General features: G+C 70.7%; 14 protein-coding genes. 8 read left to right on the top strand and 6 right to left on the bottom strand.

Features of this window, described 5'->3' with window-relative positions:
* Positions 1-56 precede the first annotated feature (56 nt).
* Positions 57-1058, bottom strand: a complete 1002-nt coding sequence (locus ACZ3H8_RS03770; RefSeq protein WP_467396921.1) for a LacI family DNA-binding transcriptional regulator — start codon at positions 1056-1058, stop codon at positions 57-59.
* Positions 1059-1262: 204 nt separating this feature from the next.
* Between ACZ3H8_RS03770 and ACZ3H8_RS03765 the strand changes: the two genes are divergently transcribed.
* The 7 genes from ACZ3H8_RS03765 (at position 1263) to ACZ3H8_RS03735 (ending at position 8248) form a co-directional block, all read left to right on the top strand.
* Positions 1263-2318 carry an NAD-dependent epimerase/dehydratase family protein gene (locus tag ACZ3H8_RS03765; protein WP_467396919.1) on the top strand — a complete coding sequence of 352 codons (1056 nt, stop codon included), beginning with the start codon at positions 1263-1265 and terminating at the stop codon, positions 2316-2318.
* On the top strand, positions 2315-2995 hold the full coding sequence (locus ACZ3H8_RS03760; RefSeq protein ID WP_467396916.1) for a glycosyltransferase family 2 protein: 681 nt from the start codon (positions 2315-2317) through the stop codon (positions 2993-2995). Before ACZ3H8_RS03765 ends, ACZ3H8_RS03760 begins: the two co-directional genes overlap by 4 nt.
* Entirely contained in the window at positions 2992-3684 is a 693-nt protein-coding gene (locus ACZ3H8_RS03755) for a TIGR04282 family arsenosugar biosynthesis glycosyltransferase (protein ID WP_467396914.1), read from the top strand. Before ACZ3H8_RS03760 ends, ACZ3H8_RS03755 begins: the two co-directional genes overlap by 4 nt.
* Entirely contained in the window at positions 3681-4328 is a 648-nt protein-coding gene (locus tag ACZ3H8_RS03750) for a methyltransferase domain-containing protein (protein ID WP_467396911.1), read from the top strand. The genes ACZ3H8_RS03755 and ACZ3H8_RS03750 overlap by 4 nt, the downstream gene beginning before the upstream one ends.
* A 364-nt stretch (positions 4329-4692) precedes the next feature.
* Positions 4693-6888, top strand: coding sequence for a carbon starvation CstA family protein (locus ACZ3H8_RS03745; RefSeq protein ID WP_467396909.1), 2196 nt, complete (start codon positions 4693-4695; stop codon positions 6886-6888).
* A gap of 14 nt (positions 6889-6902) precedes the next feature.
* Positions 6903-7109, top strand: a complete 207-nt coding sequence (locus ACZ3H8_RS03740; protein WP_467396906.1) for a YbdD/YjiX family protein — start codon at positions 6903-6905, stop codon at positions 7107-7109.
* Between the two features lie 299 nt (positions 7110-7408).
* The gene (locus ACZ3H8_RS03735; protein ID WP_467396904.1) at positions 7409-8248 is read left to right on the top strand and encodes an alpha/beta fold hydrolase; all 840 of its coding nucleotides are present in this window, start codon (positions 7409-7411) and stop codon (positions 8246-8248) included.
* Positions 8249-8491: 243 nt separating this feature from the next.
* Here the strand turns inward: ACZ3H8_RS03735 and ACZ3H8_RS03730 are convergent, their stop codons facing one another.
* The 3 genes from ACZ3H8_RS03730 to ACZ3H8_RS03720 all read right to left on the bottom strand — a co-directional run bounded on the left by ACZ3H8_RS03730 (position 8492) and on the right by ACZ3H8_RS03720 (position 11122).
* The gene (locus ACZ3H8_RS03730) at positions 8492-9526 is read right to left on the bottom strand and encodes an FG-GAP repeat domain-containing protein (RefSeq protein WP_467396902.1); all 1035 of its coding nucleotides are present in this window, start codon (positions 9524-9526) and stop codon (positions 8492-8494) included.
* Positions 9527-9593: 67 nt separating this feature from the next.
* Entirely contained in the window at positions 9594-9983 is a 390-nt protein-coding gene (locus ACZ3H8_RS03725) for a hypothetical protein (protein ID WP_467396900.1), read from the bottom strand.
* The gene (locus ACZ3H8_RS03720) at positions 9983-11122 is read right to left on the bottom strand and encodes a molybdopterin-dependent oxidoreductase (protein WP_467397945.1); all 1140 of its coding nucleotides are present in this window, start codon (positions 11120-11122) and stop codon (positions 9983-9985) included. Before ACZ3H8_RS03720 ends, ACZ3H8_RS03725 begins: the two co-directional genes overlap by 1 nt.
* A 186-nt stretch (positions 11123-11308) precedes the next feature.
* Here ACZ3H8_RS03720 and ACZ3H8_RS03715 point away from each other — a divergent pair, with 186 nt between their 5' ends.
* Positions 11309-12715: a glycosyltransferase family 87 protein gene (locus ACZ3H8_RS03715; RefSeq protein ID WP_467396897.1), complete on the top strand. Its 1407-nt coding sequence runs from the start codon at positions 11309-11311 to the stop codon at positions 12713-12715.
* Here the strand turns inward: ACZ3H8_RS03715 and ACZ3H8_RS03710 are convergent.
* Together ACZ3H8_RS03710 and ACZ3H8_RS03705 are read right to left on the bottom strand one after the other, a co-directional pair.
* Positions 12687-13637 (bottom strand): LamG-like jellyroll fold domain-containing protein, encoded by a 951-nt coding sequence (locus tag ACZ3H8_RS03710; protein WP_467396895.1) that lies wholly within the window; start codon positions 13635-13637, stop codon positions 12687-12689. The genes ACZ3H8_RS03715 and ACZ3H8_RS03710 overlap by 29 nt on opposite strands.
* Complete coding sequence (locus ACZ3H8_RS03705; protein ID WP_467396892.1) at positions 13627-15027, bottom strand: PQQ-dependent sugar dehydrogenase; 1401 nt, start codon at positions 15025-15027, stop codon at positions 13627-13629. Before ACZ3H8_RS03705 ends, ACZ3H8_RS03710 begins: the two co-directional genes overlap by 11 nt.
* Positions 15028-15071 lie beyond the last annotated feature (44 nt).

Genomic DNA, 15071 nt, shown 5'->3' with positions numbered 1-15071 from the left:
AGATAGCGCTTACTCGGCCCTGTGCCCGAACAAGGTCCACCCCGCCAGGAGCCGTGTCAAGAGAGTGCGCCGGTGGAACCGCGAACGCGCAGTTCAACGGGGACAGTTGCGGGCTCGATGTCCTCGTCGCCGCCCATGATGCGGCCGAGCGCCTCACCCGCGATCTGCCCCAGCCGGTCCCGCGGTACCGCTACCGTGGTCAGCGGGGGCGCAGAGAAGCGGGCCATGTCGATCTCGTCGAAGCCGGTCAGCGACATGTCGTCGGGCACCTTCACGCCCAGCTCGGAGAAGCGGGCGAGGACGCCGAGCGCGACGAAGTCGTTGTACGCGATCACGGCCGTGGCGCCGCTCTCCAGGGCCGCGGGGGCTGCCGCGTACCCCTCGTCGGTGGTGGACCCGCAGGGCACCGCGTGCACTTCGAGGCCGAAGGCCTCCGCGCCCGAAAGAGCGCGCAGCCGCTCGCCGTTCGCCCAGGCGTGCTCCGGGCCTTCGAGATAGACGACCTTGCGGTGTCCGAGCTGGGCGAGATGGCCGCACACGGCCATGATCCCGCGGAAGAAGTCCACCGTGATCGAGTGCAGCGCCAGCCCCGCGACCTGGCGGTTGGTGACCAGCATGGGGGTGCCGCGGCCCGCGAGCGCGGCGAGGTCGGCGCGCGGCATCCGGGGCGAGCAGAGCAGCAGGCCGTCCGCGTAACGGATCAGGTCCTCGGTCAGCTCCCGTTCCACGTCCGGGTCTTCGTTGGAATCCATCACCAGGACGCGGCTGCCGGCCTCGCGGGCCACGATGGAGACCGACTTGATGATGTCGTGGAAGTAGGGGTTCGCGAGATCGGGGACGAGCACGCCGATGGTGCCGGAGCGGCCGCGCGCCAGGCCCTGCGCGGCGGCGCTCGGCCGGTAGCCGAGGTCGCCGATGGCCGCCCTGACCCGCTCGGCGAGGACGGGGGCGACGGTGTCCACGCCGTTCAGGACGCGGGAGACGGTGGCGACGGAGGCCCCGGCTTCCCGTGCGACATCGGCGATCGTGACCCTTTTCGCACGCTTCGAGGCAACCATCAGGACGCTCTCCTTTGGCACGCACGGCTGAGAAACCGGTTTCTCGCCCCAGGAAAGTAGCAGAGTACGAGGCCGGCCGGACCATGGCCGACGAGCGGCCCACGCCTCCGTACGACGACTCCGTGTGGCTGAAGTCCTTACGTACCTGTGACGGCACGGCGCGCGACGACGATCAGTGGGGTTTGCGGCCGTAGCGTCGCCAGTATGCGTGTACTCGTTACAGGAGGCGCGGGCTTCATCGGCTCGCAGGTCGTCGCGGCCCTCGCCGCGCGCGGCCATGACCCGGTCGTACTCGACGCCCTGCTCCCGGCGGCACATCCGGAACCGCCGCCGCTGCCCGACGCCGAGTGGATCCTGGCGGACGTACGGGACCGGGTGGTGACGGCACGGGCGCTGCGCGGCGTGGACGCGGTCTGCCACCAGGCGGCGATGGTCGGGCTCGGCAAGGACTTTGCGGACGCACCCGAGTACGTCGGCTGCAATGATCTCGGTACGGCCGTGCTGCTCGCGGCGATGGCCGAGGCGGGGGTCGCGAACCTCGTGCTGGCCGGCTCGATGGTCGTCTACGGCGAGGGCCGCTACGACTGCCCGCGCCACGGCCGGGTGCGGCCGGGCCCACGCGCCGCCACGGATCTCGCGGCCGGGCGCTTCGAGCCGCTGTGCCCCGAGTGTGGGGCAGAGCCGGCCCCGGGGCTGGTGGGCGAGGACGCGCCGACGGACCCGCGCAATGTGTACGCGACGACGAAGCTGGCGCAGGAGCATCTGGCCGCGGCCTGGGCCAGGGCGAGCGGTGGACGGGCCGTCGCCCTGCGCTACCACAATGTGTACGGGCCGGGGATGCCCCGGGACACCCCGTACGCGGGCGTGGCCTCGTTCTTCCGGTCCGCGCTCGAACGGGGCGAGGCGCCGCGGGTCTTCGAAGACGGGCGGCAGCGGCGGGACTTCGTGCATGTACGGGACGTCGCGGACGCGAATGCCATCGCGCTTGAGGCGGTGCGCGGCCGGGAGCCGGGCGTGCTCACCGCGTACAACACGGGCAGCGGCACGCCGCACACGGTCGGCGATATGGCGGCCGCACTGGCTTCGGCGCACGGCGGTCCCGCGCCGGTGGTCACCGGGGAGTTCCGGCTGGGCGATGTACGGCACATCACCGCCGACTCGCGGCGGCTGAGGGCCGAGCTCGGCTGGAAGGCGCAGGTCGGATTCGTGGAGGGGATGGCGGAGTTCGCCGCGAGCGGGCTGCGGGGTGCGGCGTCATGACCGCGGACGTGGACGTCGTCCTTCCGTGTCTGGACGAGGCCGAGGCGCTGCCGTGGGTGCTGGAGCGGATCCCGCTTGGTTGGCGCGCGATCGTCGTGGACAACGGTTCGACGGACGGCTCGGACCGGATCGCCCGCGGGCTGGGCGCGACGGTCGTGCACGAGGGGGGGCGCGGCTTCGGCGCCGCGTGCCATGCGGGACTGCTGGCTGCCGAGGCGGAGTATGTGTGCTTCTGCGACTGCGACGCCTCGCTGGATCCGGGGCAGCTGACCGGTTTCGTACGCCAAGTCGCGGAGGGGAACAGCGACTTGGTGCTGGGCCGCCGACGTCCGCAGGGCCGGGGTGCGTGGCCGCCGCACGCCCGGGCCGGGAATCTGGCCCTGTCCCGGATACTGCGCCGTCGCACCGGCCTGCGGCTGCGCGACCTTGGCCCGATGCGGGCGGCACGCCGCGACGACCTGCTGGCCCTGGATCTGACCGACCGCCGCAGCGGCTACCCGCTCCAGATGGTGGTCCGCGCGGCGGACGCGGGCTGGCGGGTGACGGAGGTGGACGTCCCGTACCTGCCGCGGTCGGGAAAGTCGAAGGTGACGGGCACATGGCGGGGCACCTGGGAGGCGGTCCGGGACATGCGATCGGTGCTGTCGGAGCGGCCCGTGGGGAGCGGTGTTCGATGAGCACGACGGGTGCGACGGGTGCGACGGGTGCGCGGCAGCGGGCAATCGCCGGGGCGGCGCAGAGCCGCGGCACGCTGCTCGTCATTGCCAAGGCGCCTGTGCCCGGGCGGGTCAAGACGCGGCTCTGTCCCGCGTACTCCCCCGAAGAGGCCGCTCGGCTCGCCGAGGCCGCGCTCCGCGACACCTTGGACGTCGTGCTGGCCACTCCCGTACGCCGCCGGGTCCTCGTGCTCGACGGTGTACCCGGCGATTGGCTGCCGGACGGCTTCGAGGTCGTGCCGCAGTGTGCGGGTGGGCTCGACGCGCGGCTGGCGCATGCCTTCGGGCTGTGCGAGGGGCCCGCGCTGCTGGTCGGGATGGACACACCACAGATCACGGCCGAACTCCTCCTCACCGGGCTGGCGTTGGGTGACGGCGAGGCCTCCTTCGGGCCCGCCGCCGACGGTGGGTTCTGGGCGCTCGGGATGGCCGAGCCGGACCCCGCGCTGCTGCGGGGCGTGCCGATGTCCGTACCGGAGACCGGAGCCGTGCAGCGGCACCGGCTCGTCCGGGCCGGGCTGACGGTGCGTGAGCTGCCAGTGCTGCGGGACGTCGACACCGCGGCCGACGCGCGTCATGTCGCGGCCGAGGCGCCGGGCACCCGGTTCGCCGCGGCCCTTGCCGCGCTCGCCGGGACAGGGGCGCGATGACCGCGCCCGCCTGGCAGGCCGATCCGTACACCGACGCACTGCGCACCGGTCGCGGCCCGCTCTTCCTGCGCCGACCCGACGGCTGGCTGCTGCCGCTGGAGGTCGAGCGCTGGTGCGCGGCGCCGGACTCCGCGGATCTGACGGTGCTGGAGCGCTGCCGCGGCACGGTGCTGGACATCGGCTGTGGCCCCGGCCGCCTCGTCGCGGCGCTCGCCGCGCTGGGGCGGCCGACGCTCGGCATCGATGTGAGCCCGGAGGCGGTGGCCCGCACGGTGCGGACGGGCGGCAGCGCACTGCACCGTTCCGTCTTCGACCCGCTTCCCCGCGAGGGGAGTTGGGGCACCGCCCTGCTCATCGACGGCAACATCGGCATCGGCGGGGATCCGGGCGCGCTGCTCGGCCGCGTGACACACCTGGTCGCCGACGACGGCGTGCTGCTGGCCGAGACCTCTCCGCTCGATGTGGACGAGCGCGTACAGGTACGCGTCTTCGACGGCGACAGCGCCCAGGGCTCGGCCTTCCCCTGGGCCCGCGTCGGCACCCCCGCGCTGCTCGACTACGCGCGCTCCGCGGGCTGGGAGACGGAGGAGGCGGACCACTGGATGGTGGCGGGCCGCACGTTCGTGGCGCTGCGCCGCGCGTAACCCGCGGCAGCCAGGTTCTGTCCGGTCGATCACGAGCGGAGCCATATGGCGATGGTGCCCGGCCGGCGCTCCCGCTAAGGCGCCGGGAGAGTCCCCTGGCATGCACCCGGTCAGCCGCTGCAGTCAGCGCCTCGAGCTCCGCGAGCGGTCGGGCAGCACAGGTCCGTCCCGCAGCACCGTCAGGCGACGGCCCGAATCCGGCTCAGGTAGGCCATGCCGGTGGTCCAGTCGACCGTGCCCACGCGCCCGGGGAAGAGATCTCGTCGCCGGCAAGAGCTTCGCCGGGCGCGCGGGTACGCTGGTGACACGGTCCCCACAATCTCCTGCGCGACACAGGTGATCACGACGGGACGGGAGCCACACCATGGCCGAGCCGGCACCACCCACCACCTCCCGGCGGAGGATGAGTCCGCAATCGATCGTCGTCTGGGTGATCGTCGCCCTGGTGGGCGCGGCCGGCTGGGGCGTGCTCGCCCTCGCCCGCGGCGAGCAGGTCTCCGCCGTCTGGATGCTCGCGGCCGCTCTCGGCTCGTACGCCATCGCGTACCGCTTCTACTCCCGCTTCATCGCCAACCGCGTACTGAAGGTCGACAGAACGCGGGCCACCCCCGCCGAGCGGCTGAACAACGGCATCGACTTCCACCCGACCGACCGCCGGGTGCTCTTCGGCCACCACTTCGCGGCGATCGCCGGGGCCGGTCCGCTGGTCGGCCCGATCCTCGCCGCGCAGATGGGGTACCTGCCGGGCACGATCTGGATCATCGTCGGTGTCATCGTCGCCGGTGCCGTACAGGACATGATCACGCTGTTCTTCTCCACACGCCGTGACGGCCGTTCGCTCGGTCAGATGGCGCGGGACGAGATCGGCCCCTTCGGTGGCGCCGCGGCCCTGATCGCGGTCTTCGTCATCATGATCATCCTGCTGGCCGTGCTGGCGCTGGTGATCGTCAATGCGCTGGCCCACTCGCCGTGGGGCGTCTTCTCCATCGGCATGACAATCCCGATCGCGTTCTTCATGGGCTTCTACCTGCGGGTGCTGCGGCCGGGCAAGGTCCCGGAGGTGTCGCTCATCGGTGTCGCGCTGCTGCTGCTCGCCATCATCGCGGGCGGCTGGGTCGCCGAGTCCTCACTCGCCGACTTCTTCACCCTGGAGCCGAGCACCCTGGTCATCTGGATGGTGGTGTACGGGTTCTTCGCCTCCGTACTCCCGGTCTGGATGCTGCTGGCGCCGCGCGACTACCTCTCCACCTTCATGAAGGTCGGCACCATCGTGCTGCTCGCAGTGGGCGTGGTGATCGCGGCGCCGACCCTGAAGATGCCGGCGGTCACCGAGTTCGCGGGCAACGGCCAGGGGCCGGTCTTCGCGGGATCCCTCTTCCCGTTCGTCTTCATCACCATCGCCTGTGGCGCGCTGTCCGGCTTCCACTCCCTGATCGCCTCGGGCACCACCCCGAAGATGATCCAGAAGGAGACCCAGATCCGGATGATCGGCTACGGGGCGATGCTGACCGAGTCCTTCGTCGCGGTCATGGCGATGATCTGCGCCTGCATCCTCGACCCCGGCCTGTACTTCGCGATCAACTCCCCCGCCGGCGTCCTCGGCACCACGGTGGAGTCCGCCTCGCAGGCGGTCGCCAACCTGGGCTTCACCATCACCCCGGATCAGCTGACACAGGCCGCCAGGGACGTCGAGGAGGCAACTCTGCTCTCGCGCACGGGCGGTGCGCCGACCTTCGCCCTGGGTATGTCGGACATCTTCTCGGCGGTCGTGGGCGGCGCCGGTCTGAAGGCGTTCTGGTACCACTTCGCCATCATGTTCGAGGCGCTCTTCATCCTCACCACGGTCGACGCGGGAACCCGGGTCGGGCGCTTCATGCTCCAGGACATGCTGGGCAACGTCTACAAGCCGATGAAGCAGGTCAGCTGGAGGCCGGGTGTCTGGTTCGCGAGCGCTGTCGTGGTCGGCTGCTGGGGCTACTTCCTCTGGGTCGGTGTGCACGACCCGCTCGGCGGCATCAACCAGCTCTTCCCGCTCTTCGGCATCGCCAACCAGCTGCTGGCCGCCGTCGCGCTCGCCGTCTGCACCACGCTGCTGATCAAGTCCGGGCGTCTCAAGTGGGCCTGGGTGACGGCCGTTCCGCTCGCCTGGGACGCCGCGGTCACCCTCACCGCGAGCTGGCAGAAGATCTTCTCGGGCGATCCCAAGGTGGGCTTCTTCACCCAGCGCGACAAGTACCAGGCGGGCATCGACGCCGACCAGGTACTGCCGCCGGCGAAGACGATGGAAGAGATGCAGACCATCGTGACCAACTCGACCGTCGACGGCATTCTCTCGGCCCTCTTCGCCGTCCTCATCGTGGTGGTTCTCGCGGATGCGGCCAGGGTCTGCGTGAAGTCGATCCGCGCCCCGGAGGGCATCCGTCTCGCCGAGGTCCCGTACGTCGAGTCGAAGCTGGTCGCACCGGCCGGGCTGATTCCCACCAAGGAGGAGAAGGCCGAGCTGGCGGCGGCCGGACCCGGTGGTGCGGACCGCGCGGCTGCGGGAAGCGGGAAGGCGTGAGTACCGTGACGGGTATGACAGCGGTGAGTGGCGTGCGACGCGCGGTGGACTGGATCCGCTGGTACGTAGGCGAGGTTTCGGGCGAGTCGGGGTATGACCGCTACGTCGCGCACGCCAGGTCCCACGACCCGGGCGCGAAGGTGATGTCGCGCCGAGAGTTCGAGCGCAGCCGCATGGACGCCAGGGAAGCCGATCCGCGCGAGGGGTTCCGTTGTTGCTGAGCGATACGGCGGCGGGCCACCGCGCCGGCGCCGGGCCCCCGCCGCGAGGCCGGATCCGGGGCCGGCAGCGGAGACGTTGGCCTGCCGACGATGAACCCTCGTGACGCAGCGGCCGTCGGTCAGCTGCTGCACCGGCGGGGCCGTCCACGTTCGCGGCCGGCCCCGGTCAGGGCCTGGCTCCGGACATGAGTGACTGCTCCAGAAGGTGGCACGTCTAGGTTGCCTCGCACGGACGGGTCCTTTGAGCATGCCGGCGAACCCAGTTGCTCTGTCCGAACGCCCGCTGACAGGGTTTGGCCATGCCTACCTTCTCCGCGTATGACGGAACCAAGCTTGCGTACCACGTGTTCGGAGGCGGCCCTCCTGTGGTCTGCCTGCCCGGGGGGCCGATGCAGGCTTCCGTGTACCTCGGCGACCTTGGCGGCCTTTCCGCGCACCGACAGTTGGTCATGCTGGATCTTCGGGGCACCGGCCGGTCAGCGATACCGGAGGACGTCGCCTCGTACCGCTGCGACCAACTTGTCGATGACGTTGACGCCCTGCGCGAGCACCTTGGCCTGGAAAGGATGGACCTGCTCGCGCATTCCGCAGGCGCGAATCTGGCGGCGCTGTATGTGGGCCGCCACCCGGAACACGTCAGCAAGCTCGCGCTGATCACGCCGAGCGTCATGGCCGCCGGGATCGCGATCACTGAAGACGTCCGGCGCGAGACTGCGCAGCTCCGCCACGACGAGCCGTGGTTCCCGGCGGCGTTCGCGGCCTTGGAAGCGATCACTGCCGGCAAGGCGACGGACGACTGCTGGCAGGCCATCGCGCCGTTCTTCTACGGCCGCTGGGACGAGGTGTCTCAAGCCCATCAGGCTGCCGAGGACGGGCAGAAGAACAAGGAGGCCGCGACTGCCTTCGGCGCCGAGGGTGCTTTCGACCCGGACGCCACCCGTGCGGCGCTCGCACGGTTCGGGGCGCCGGTGCTCCTGCTCGCTGGGGAGGTCGATCTGAATTCTCCTCCTCGCGCGATGCCCGAGTTCGCCGGGCTGTTTCCGAACGCCAGGCTGGTCATTCAGCCAGGAGCCGGACACTTCCCGTGGCTCGACGATCCCGACCGGTTCGTGGCGACCACCGCGGCGTTCCTGGGATAGGCGACCACGCCCTAGTGCTGGGTTCCTCTTTCGCTGGGTATGCGCCTGGTGGCGGGGTGGTTTCGGGTGCTCGGGTGCGGGTGCTGGACGGTGGTTTTACGGGCACGGCCGGGCCGTGATGAAGACGAAGGGGCAGCTCAGCACCCGCGCACGACCATGGGTATGGGGCAGACCCACGCCACCAACCCGCCGTCTACGCCGCCGATATGTGTACACCGTTTGAGGAATCCAGCACTGACTTAGCTAGGCGCCGGTGTTTCCACCTCTGTTGAGCCAGGCGCGGACGGCTCCGCCGTCATAGACCACCAGGTAGTCGGCCTTGCCGTCGCCGCTGATGTCGGCGAACGCGGACTTCGAGCCGGGATACCCCGTTTCCTTGACGAAGTTGAGCCGCTCGGTGAAACCGCCGTTTCCTCCGCCGCCGTCGTTGATGTAGGCGTGGACGGCTCCGGTGTTGCCGACCATCAGGTAGTCGGCCTTGTCGTCGCCGTTGACGTCGGCCAGCCTGAGCTTGTCCCGGGAGCCGTACCTGACTCCGGGGGCCCAGTTCTTCCGTTCCTCCCAGCTGTACGTGCCGCCGACTCCGCGGTGGTTCAGGTAGGCGTGGACGGCTCCGCCCTCGCCGACCCGCACGAAGTCGTCGCGACCATCACCGTTGACGTCGGCGAAGCGGATCGCGTCCGGGGCGGCGCCGAATCCGCGGCGGAGGATGATGCCCTTGTTGACCCAGTGCGGCTTGCCGTTGGCTCCGGGCTTGTTGAGATAGGCCGTCACGGATCCATTGATGCCGAGAGTCAGGTAGTCGTCGCGGCCATCGTTGTCCATGTCGGCGAACCGCACCGCGTTGCCGGGCTTGCCGACCCCGGGGGCAATGATGCCCTGGTCGACCCAGTGCGGTTTGCCGGGCGTTCGGCTGCTGGTGTTCAGGGCCGCCCGCACGGATCCATTGGGGAAGATCTTCACGTAGTCGCCCCGGTCGTCGCCGTTGATCTCGTGGATCTCGACCTTGCCGGCGGGCCCGCCCATCCCGGGCGCGATCACGCCCAGAGCGCGCCAGCCATTCCCGGCCTTACTGGGTTTATCGCCGCCGCCGTCGCCGTTGCCGGTACATGGCTTCCCGTTGCCGTATTTGACGGCGTCCTTGAGCCAGCCGTCCTCCGCCGCGGCCTCGATCTCTTCGAGGAAGGCGTCTGCCATCTTCTCGTAGCCGGTGTCGTTGGGATGCGCTGGCTGCGCAAGGTCGGCGGTGGTCACCGCGCTCATGTCGACCAGCCGCACGTGCTTGCCCTCATCCCACAAGTGCTTGGCCACCCTGACCGGCCCGCCGGACGCGTTCGTCAGATGTTCAACGCCGCGGCACTTTGCGGAGCAGCCACCGCACCGCCAGCACTACCCCCGTCACCACCGCGACCGACGCCAGCACGAGCAGCCAGTTGCGCAGGTAGTCCAGTGGCAGCGCCGACGGATTGGTCGGCGCCCCCGGCCGCAGCAGCGGCGGCAGCGCGATCATCGTCAGACAGCCGGCCACCACCAGCGCCCCGCGGACCGTGCCGCGGGCCGGGACGGCCGCCAGCAGCAGGCCGACGCCGAGCACCAGCGGCGCGATGATCCCGTCGTGCAGGACGATCGCGCCCGCCAGCCACAGCGCCACGTCCTTCAGCTGGCCGCCGGTCAGCAACAGCGTCGCGCCGACGGCCATCAGGGCGAGACCCAGTGCGCCCGCCACGATCCGCATCACAGGACCTCCATCCTGGTGACCCACTTGGTCTGCAGCACACCGGGGCGGTTCGGCGCGATGATGCGCGCCGGGAAGCCGTGGTCCAGCGAGAGCACCTGGCCGTTGAGGCGCAGGGCGAGCAGGGTGAGCGGATCGCGGGTGTAGCCGCTGCCCATCTCCATCACTCGGTATGTGCCGCGCCGCTCCAGCGACACCACCCGTACCGCCGCGTCGGGGCGCGCTCCGGCACGTTCCAGCAGGTCCTGTACGCGTACGCCGGTCCACTGGGCCGACTTGCTCCAGCCCTCCACGCAGGCGATGGGCAGGGTCACGGTGTGCTGGGGCATGGCCGCGAGCTCGTCGAGGGTGAGTTGATACGAGTCCCGGCCGAGCACGGTCAGCCGCCAGTGGGCGGTGCTCACTCCCGCCAGTCCGGCCGCGGCGGCCGTGCGGTTGACCGGCAGGCCCTGCGGGCCGTGGTCCGGATGGCGCGGCGCGAGCAGGTCGAAGCGTTTCAGCGGGGTGAGGGACTGGCCCACGGTGGTGAGCGTGACCGCGCCGACCGCGGCTGCGATGCCGGTCAGCAGGGAGCGCCGGTCGGGTCCGTCCGCCGCCGGGAGTTCCAGTGTGCCGGGCGAGCGTCTGCTCCAATGCGCCCTGATCTCCGGGTACTTGACCGCCACATGCAGGACCACCGCGCCGAGCAGCAGCCAGGCGACGGCGAAATGCACGGGTACGAAGGAGAACGGCCACGGGTACCACTGCACGATGTTGAGCAGCCCGGTGAAGAGCTGGAAGACGGCCGCAGCGACGAGCACCGCCACGGAGAGCCGCTCCAGCGCGTGCCGCACCGACCGCAGCGCGGGCCACACGAACAGCCGCGGGTAGACCGCCCACAGCTTGGCGAGCAGCAGCGGGATGGCGGCGATGCCGCTCGCCACATGCAGGCCCTGGGTCAGCCGGTAGCCCCAGGTCGGCCGGCTCGGCAGTACGTTCGCGAGCCACTCCGGCGGGTGCTGAAGATAGTGACTGGTCACCCCGGTCACGAAGCAGACGGCGATCGCCCCGCCCAGCCAGCGGCCGATGGAGGTGGCCGTACGGGCGTCGTGCAGCTTCCCCGAGAACTTCGGCAGAATCGGTGCCGGCAGCCGGGGCATCCTGGGCGGTCGCGGCAGGGTCATCCTGGGCAGCCGGTGCGGTCGCGGCAGCCGTGGCGGTCGGAGCTTCATGTCTTCCATGAGACCTCCCAGGCGGCCCGCGCGGAGGGTTGCGACACCTTACGGAATGCGGACGTTCGGGGGCGGCGCACGGCCCGCGCCGCCTCCGACTGCGACGCTGAGCCTGTGATCAACCCCCGTACTCTCGCCGCCGGCGCCCTGCTGGTGGCCCTGACAGCCGTGCTCGCCGTGACGATCCGCAAGGACGGCTACTTCACCGATGCCCTCGGGCTCTCCTGGTGGTACGCCGCCTGCTGGGCGCTGTTCGCCGCCGCGGTCGTCGCCGTACGCAAGGCCCCGGTGCTGCACGCCGTGGTCCTCGTCGTCGCGGGCGGTGTCGCGGTGGCGGCGACCGGCCTCCTCGCTCCGCCGCGCACCAGCACCGACTCGTACCGCTACGCCTGGGACGGCAGGGTGCAGACGGCCGGGATCTCGCCGTACGACCACGCCCCCGCCGATCCCGCGCTCGCCGGGCTGCGCGACGGCTGGCTGTTCCCCACCGGGGCGCAGTGCGTGGGCCCCGGCCGGGCACGGATTCCGGGCCCCGAGGGCGAGGTGCACTGCACGCGGATCAACCGGCCGCAGGTGCACACCATCTACCCGCCGGTGGCCGAGGGGTATTTCCTGCTCGTCCACGCGCTCTCGCCCGACGGGGCGCGGCACAAGGCCCTTCAGGCGGGCGGCGCGCTGCTGGCGCTGGGCACCACCGCCGCGCTGCTGCTGGTGCTGCGACGGCGCGGCGATCCGCGCCGTGCGGCGTACTGGGCCTGGTGTCCGATCGTGCCGGTCGAGGCGGTGAACAACGCGCATGCCGATGTGCTCGGGGCGCTCCTCGCGGTCGTGGGCCTCGGTGTGCTGGTACGGCGGCGCATCCTGGGTGGGGCGCTGCTCGGCGCGGCGGTCGCGACCAAGCTGCTGCCCGCCGTGGTGCTGCCCGGTGCGCTCTCGGGTGTGCGGCGGGTGCGGGACGCGGCGGCCGTACTGCTGCCGGCCGCCGCGGTCGTCGCGCTCAGCTATCTCCCCTACGTGCTCGTCTCCGACAGCTCGGTCTTCGGCTTTCTCGGCGGCTATACGCAGGAGGAGGGGTACGACGACCCCTCGGCCAGTAATCGCTATGCGCTGCTCCGGCTGGTGCTGCCGGACGACTGGGCGCTACCTGCCGTGATCGCCGGGATGCTGGTGGTCACCGTCCACGTCCTGTGGCGCGGCGATCCGGAACGCCCTTGGAGCGGCGCCCTGCTGGTCACCGGCACAGCGTTCCTGCTGCTGACTCCGGGCTACTCCTGGTACGCCCTGCTGCTGGTCGCACTGGTGGCCCTGGACGGGCGGTGGGAGTGGCTCGCGGTAGCGGTCGCGGGCGCGGCCAAGTACGTCACCGTCATGATGGACGCCGACCCGCAGAACGTGGGGACCGTCGTGTACGCGGTCGCAGCCGGCGCGGTGCTCGCCGGCTGCGTACTGCGTCGTCGTGCGCGGCGTCGTCGTTACGAACGGCAGACGCTCCCTACCTGGTCCGTCGGTACTGGGCCATGACCTCGCCGGGGGTCAGCGCCCGGTCGAGGAACATCAGGTCGTCCATCCTGCAGTTGCAGGGGTTGCCCTCCTTGGTGTTCTGCGGATAGCTGCCGCCGATCTTGATGCCGCGCGGGTCGCTCGGCGATGCGGCGTCCGGTTCGGGCGGCCCTTCGACGGCCCACGGGTCGCCGGTGAGCGTGTAGAAGCCGGGCACGGCTCGGCCGTTGCGGTAGAGCGCCATCGTGCCGACGTCGTAGTCGAAGGTCGCCGCGAGGAACACCCATGTGTCCTGCGGCAGCAGCGTCTTCCAGTCGGCGTCGGCGGCGAAGGTCTGCGAACTGGCGCCGTCGACGCGGCGGCCGAGCGCGACGACCTTCATCTCGCCGTTGACCGTGATGAGTTCGAGGAGGGCACGCACATCATGGCCCTGCGAGGTGCCGGAGAGGACTCCGGCCAGGCCGATCGCTCCATAGCGGTCGTCCGGTTTGGCGGAGCCCGAATTGGGGCTGGGGTTCTCGCCGGCCATCTTGAACCAGCCCATGACGGTCGTCTCGCGTACGCCGTTGAAGGCGTGCAGGGTGGGGATGCCGTCGGGGCCGTAGACGCCCGCCTTCCAGTCGTCGTTGCCCGGGGCGGTGGGCGTGTTCTGCCGGGTCTGCAGGACATGGCCGCGGTCCCTGTCCCATGCCCGCATCCGGGCGCCGCCGTTGACGAGCTGGATGTCGGTGCCGGACCGCCCGCGGTCGCGCTCCCAGCCGGGGTTGCCGCGTACCGGATGACCGAAGTCGTAGTACGCGACGAGATTCCGCTTCAGCGACGGCAGTACGGGGCCGTGCTGGGCGCTCGCGGCTGCCGGGGCGAGCGTCAGGGGCAGCAGGGCGACGGCGAGCACTGCCGCGAGAAGCCCTCTGCCGCGGTGGCCGACTGGACTATTTCGCATCGGACACCTTCCAGATCGTGCCGTTGGCTTTCGAGAGCACATACAGCTCGCCCGCGCGGTCGGTGCCGAACCGCAGGTCGACCCTCTTGTCGCCGGCCAGCGCCTGCATCGAGGTCGGTGCGCCGCCCGCGTCGAAGACATGGAGCTGGTGGACCGTGGCGAGCGGGCCGCCGCGGCGCATCTCCCGGACGTCGGAGTAGAAGATCCGTCCGCTCACGCCCTCGGAGTAGATGTACTTGCCGTACAGCGCGGGTACCTGCCGGCCGCGGTAGACGAAGCCGCCGATGAGGGCGTTGCCGCTGTCCGAACAGGGCTTGTCCGGGGGCGGGTTGTGGTCGAAGGCGGCGACCGGGTAGGTGTAGCCGTTCTTGGCGTCGTCGGCCGGGAGCGGGAACACTCCGCAGGTGGGGTTGTCGGCCTTGCGGTAGGCGAACGGCCCCTCACGGTTGCTCCAGCCGAAGTTGTCGCCCGCCTTCGCGTCGTACACCGACTCGACCCGGTGCTCACCGATGTGGCCGATGAACATCTGGTGGCGGCCGCCGGTGTCCCAGCTGAAGCGGTGCGGGTCGCGCAGCCCGTACGCGAAGATCTCACCGAGTCTGCCCTGCTGACCGGCGAAGGGGTTGGAGGCGGGGATTCCCCATTTGCCGCCGGGGCCGTTGTGGCCGAGCGGGTCGATCCGCAGGATCTTGCCCTGGGGCGCGGTCAGATCCTGCGGGACGGTGCCGCCGACGCCCGCCGCGCCGTCGCCGACCGCCACGTAGAGGAGGCCGTAGTCCCTGTCCCAGGGGCGGGCGTTCGGATTGAAGTTGATCTCTTGAATGTCGTGGTACGTGTCCTGGAAGCCGAGGCGCATCACTTCGCGCCGGGTGCCGCTGAAGGTGTTCGCGCGCGGGCTGTCGGCGGTCCACTCGGTGATCACGCTGTGGATGCGGGTGGTTGTGGGGGCGGTCAGATCCACGGGCTTGGTGGTGAGCGCGTCACGGGCCTCGGTGTGCACCGTGTAGAAGATGCCGTTGCGGGCGAAGCGCGGGTGGAAGGCCACGAATCCGAAGCCACTGCCGAGTCCCTTGTGCGACCAGAAGTCCGGTCCCATCGCGGCGCCGACATCGAGGTACTCGCGCGATCTGCCTTTGCGGTCCAGCAGATAGAGCTTGCCGTTGAGGTCGGGGACGTACAACCGGCGTGAGTGGTCGGGCAGTTCGCCGAGGTAGTTGATGCGGGCCCAGCGTTTGAGCCGGGCGTCGGTCGGCGGCGGCACCGACTCCGACTTGGGGAGGGTCGCGAACTCCTCGAGCACGAGACCGTGCCGGGAGACGGCCGGGTCAGGCAGTGGATCGGCTATCGGCCCTTCGTCCTGCGCGAGTGCCGGTGGCGCGATCAGCGCCATCAGCAGCACCCCCGCGGAAATCGCTAACCGGCCTCTTCCTGGCT

The organism is Streptomyces sp. NPDC002868, from assembly GCF_055563295.1.
Note: the sequence above shows the minus strand (reverse complement) of the source record. Positions and strands in the feature narration are given on the sequence as shown.

Excerpts from the sequence above, each read along its gene's own strand:
- ACZ3H8_RS03735 (WP_467396904.1), top strand. The coding sequence starts at position 7,409 with ATGCCTACCTTCTCCGCGTATGACGGAACCAAGCTTGCGTACCACGTG.
- ACZ3H8_RS03755 (WP_467396914.1), top strand. The coding sequence starts at position 2,992 with ATGAGCACGACGGGTGCGACGGGTGCGACGGGTGCGCGGCAGCGGGCA.
- ACZ3H8_RS03770 (WP_467396921.1), bottom strand. The coding sequence starts at position 1,058 with ATGGTTGCCTCGAAGCGTGCGAAAAGGGTCACGATCGCCGATGTCGCA.
- ACZ3H8_RS03720 (WP_467397945.1), bottom strand. The coding sequence starts at position 11,122 with ATGCCCCGGCTGCCGGCACCGATTCTGCCGAAGTTCTCGGGGAAGCTG.
- ACZ3H8_RS03725 (WP_467396900.1), bottom strand. The coding sequence starts at position 9,983 with ATGCGGATCGTGGCGGGCGCACTGGGTCTCGCCCTGATGGCCGTCGGC.
- ACZ3H8_RS03765 (WP_467396919.1), top strand. The coding sequence starts at position 1,263 with ATGCGTGTACTCGTTACAGGAGGCGCGGGCTTCATCGGCTCGCAGGTC.
- ACZ3H8_RS03710 (WP_467396895.1), bottom strand. The coding sequence starts at position 13,637 with ATGCGAAATAGTCCAGTCGGCCACCGCGGCAGAGGGCTTCTCGCGGCA.
- ACZ3H8_RS03750 (WP_467396911.1), top strand. The coding sequence starts at position 3,681 with ATGACCGCGCCCGCCTGGCAGGCCGATCCGTACACCGACGCACTGCGC.
- ACZ3H8_RS03745 (WP_467396909.1), top strand. The coding sequence starts at position 4,693 with ATGGCCGAGCCGGCACCACCCACCACCTCCCGGCGGAGGATGAGTCCG.
- ACZ3H8_RS03760 (WP_467396916.1), top strand. The coding sequence starts at position 2,315 with ATGACCGCGGACGTGGACGTCGTCCTTCCGTGTCTGGACGAGGCCGAG.
- ACZ3H8_RS03740 (WP_467396906.1), top strand. The coding sequence starts at position 6,903 with ATGACAGCGGTGAGTGGCGTGCGACGCGCGGTGGACTGGATCCGCTGG.
- ACZ3H8_RS03705 (WP_467396892.1), bottom strand. The coding sequence starts at position 15,027 with ATGGCGCTGATCGCGCCACCGGCACTCGCGCAGGACGAAGGGCCGATA.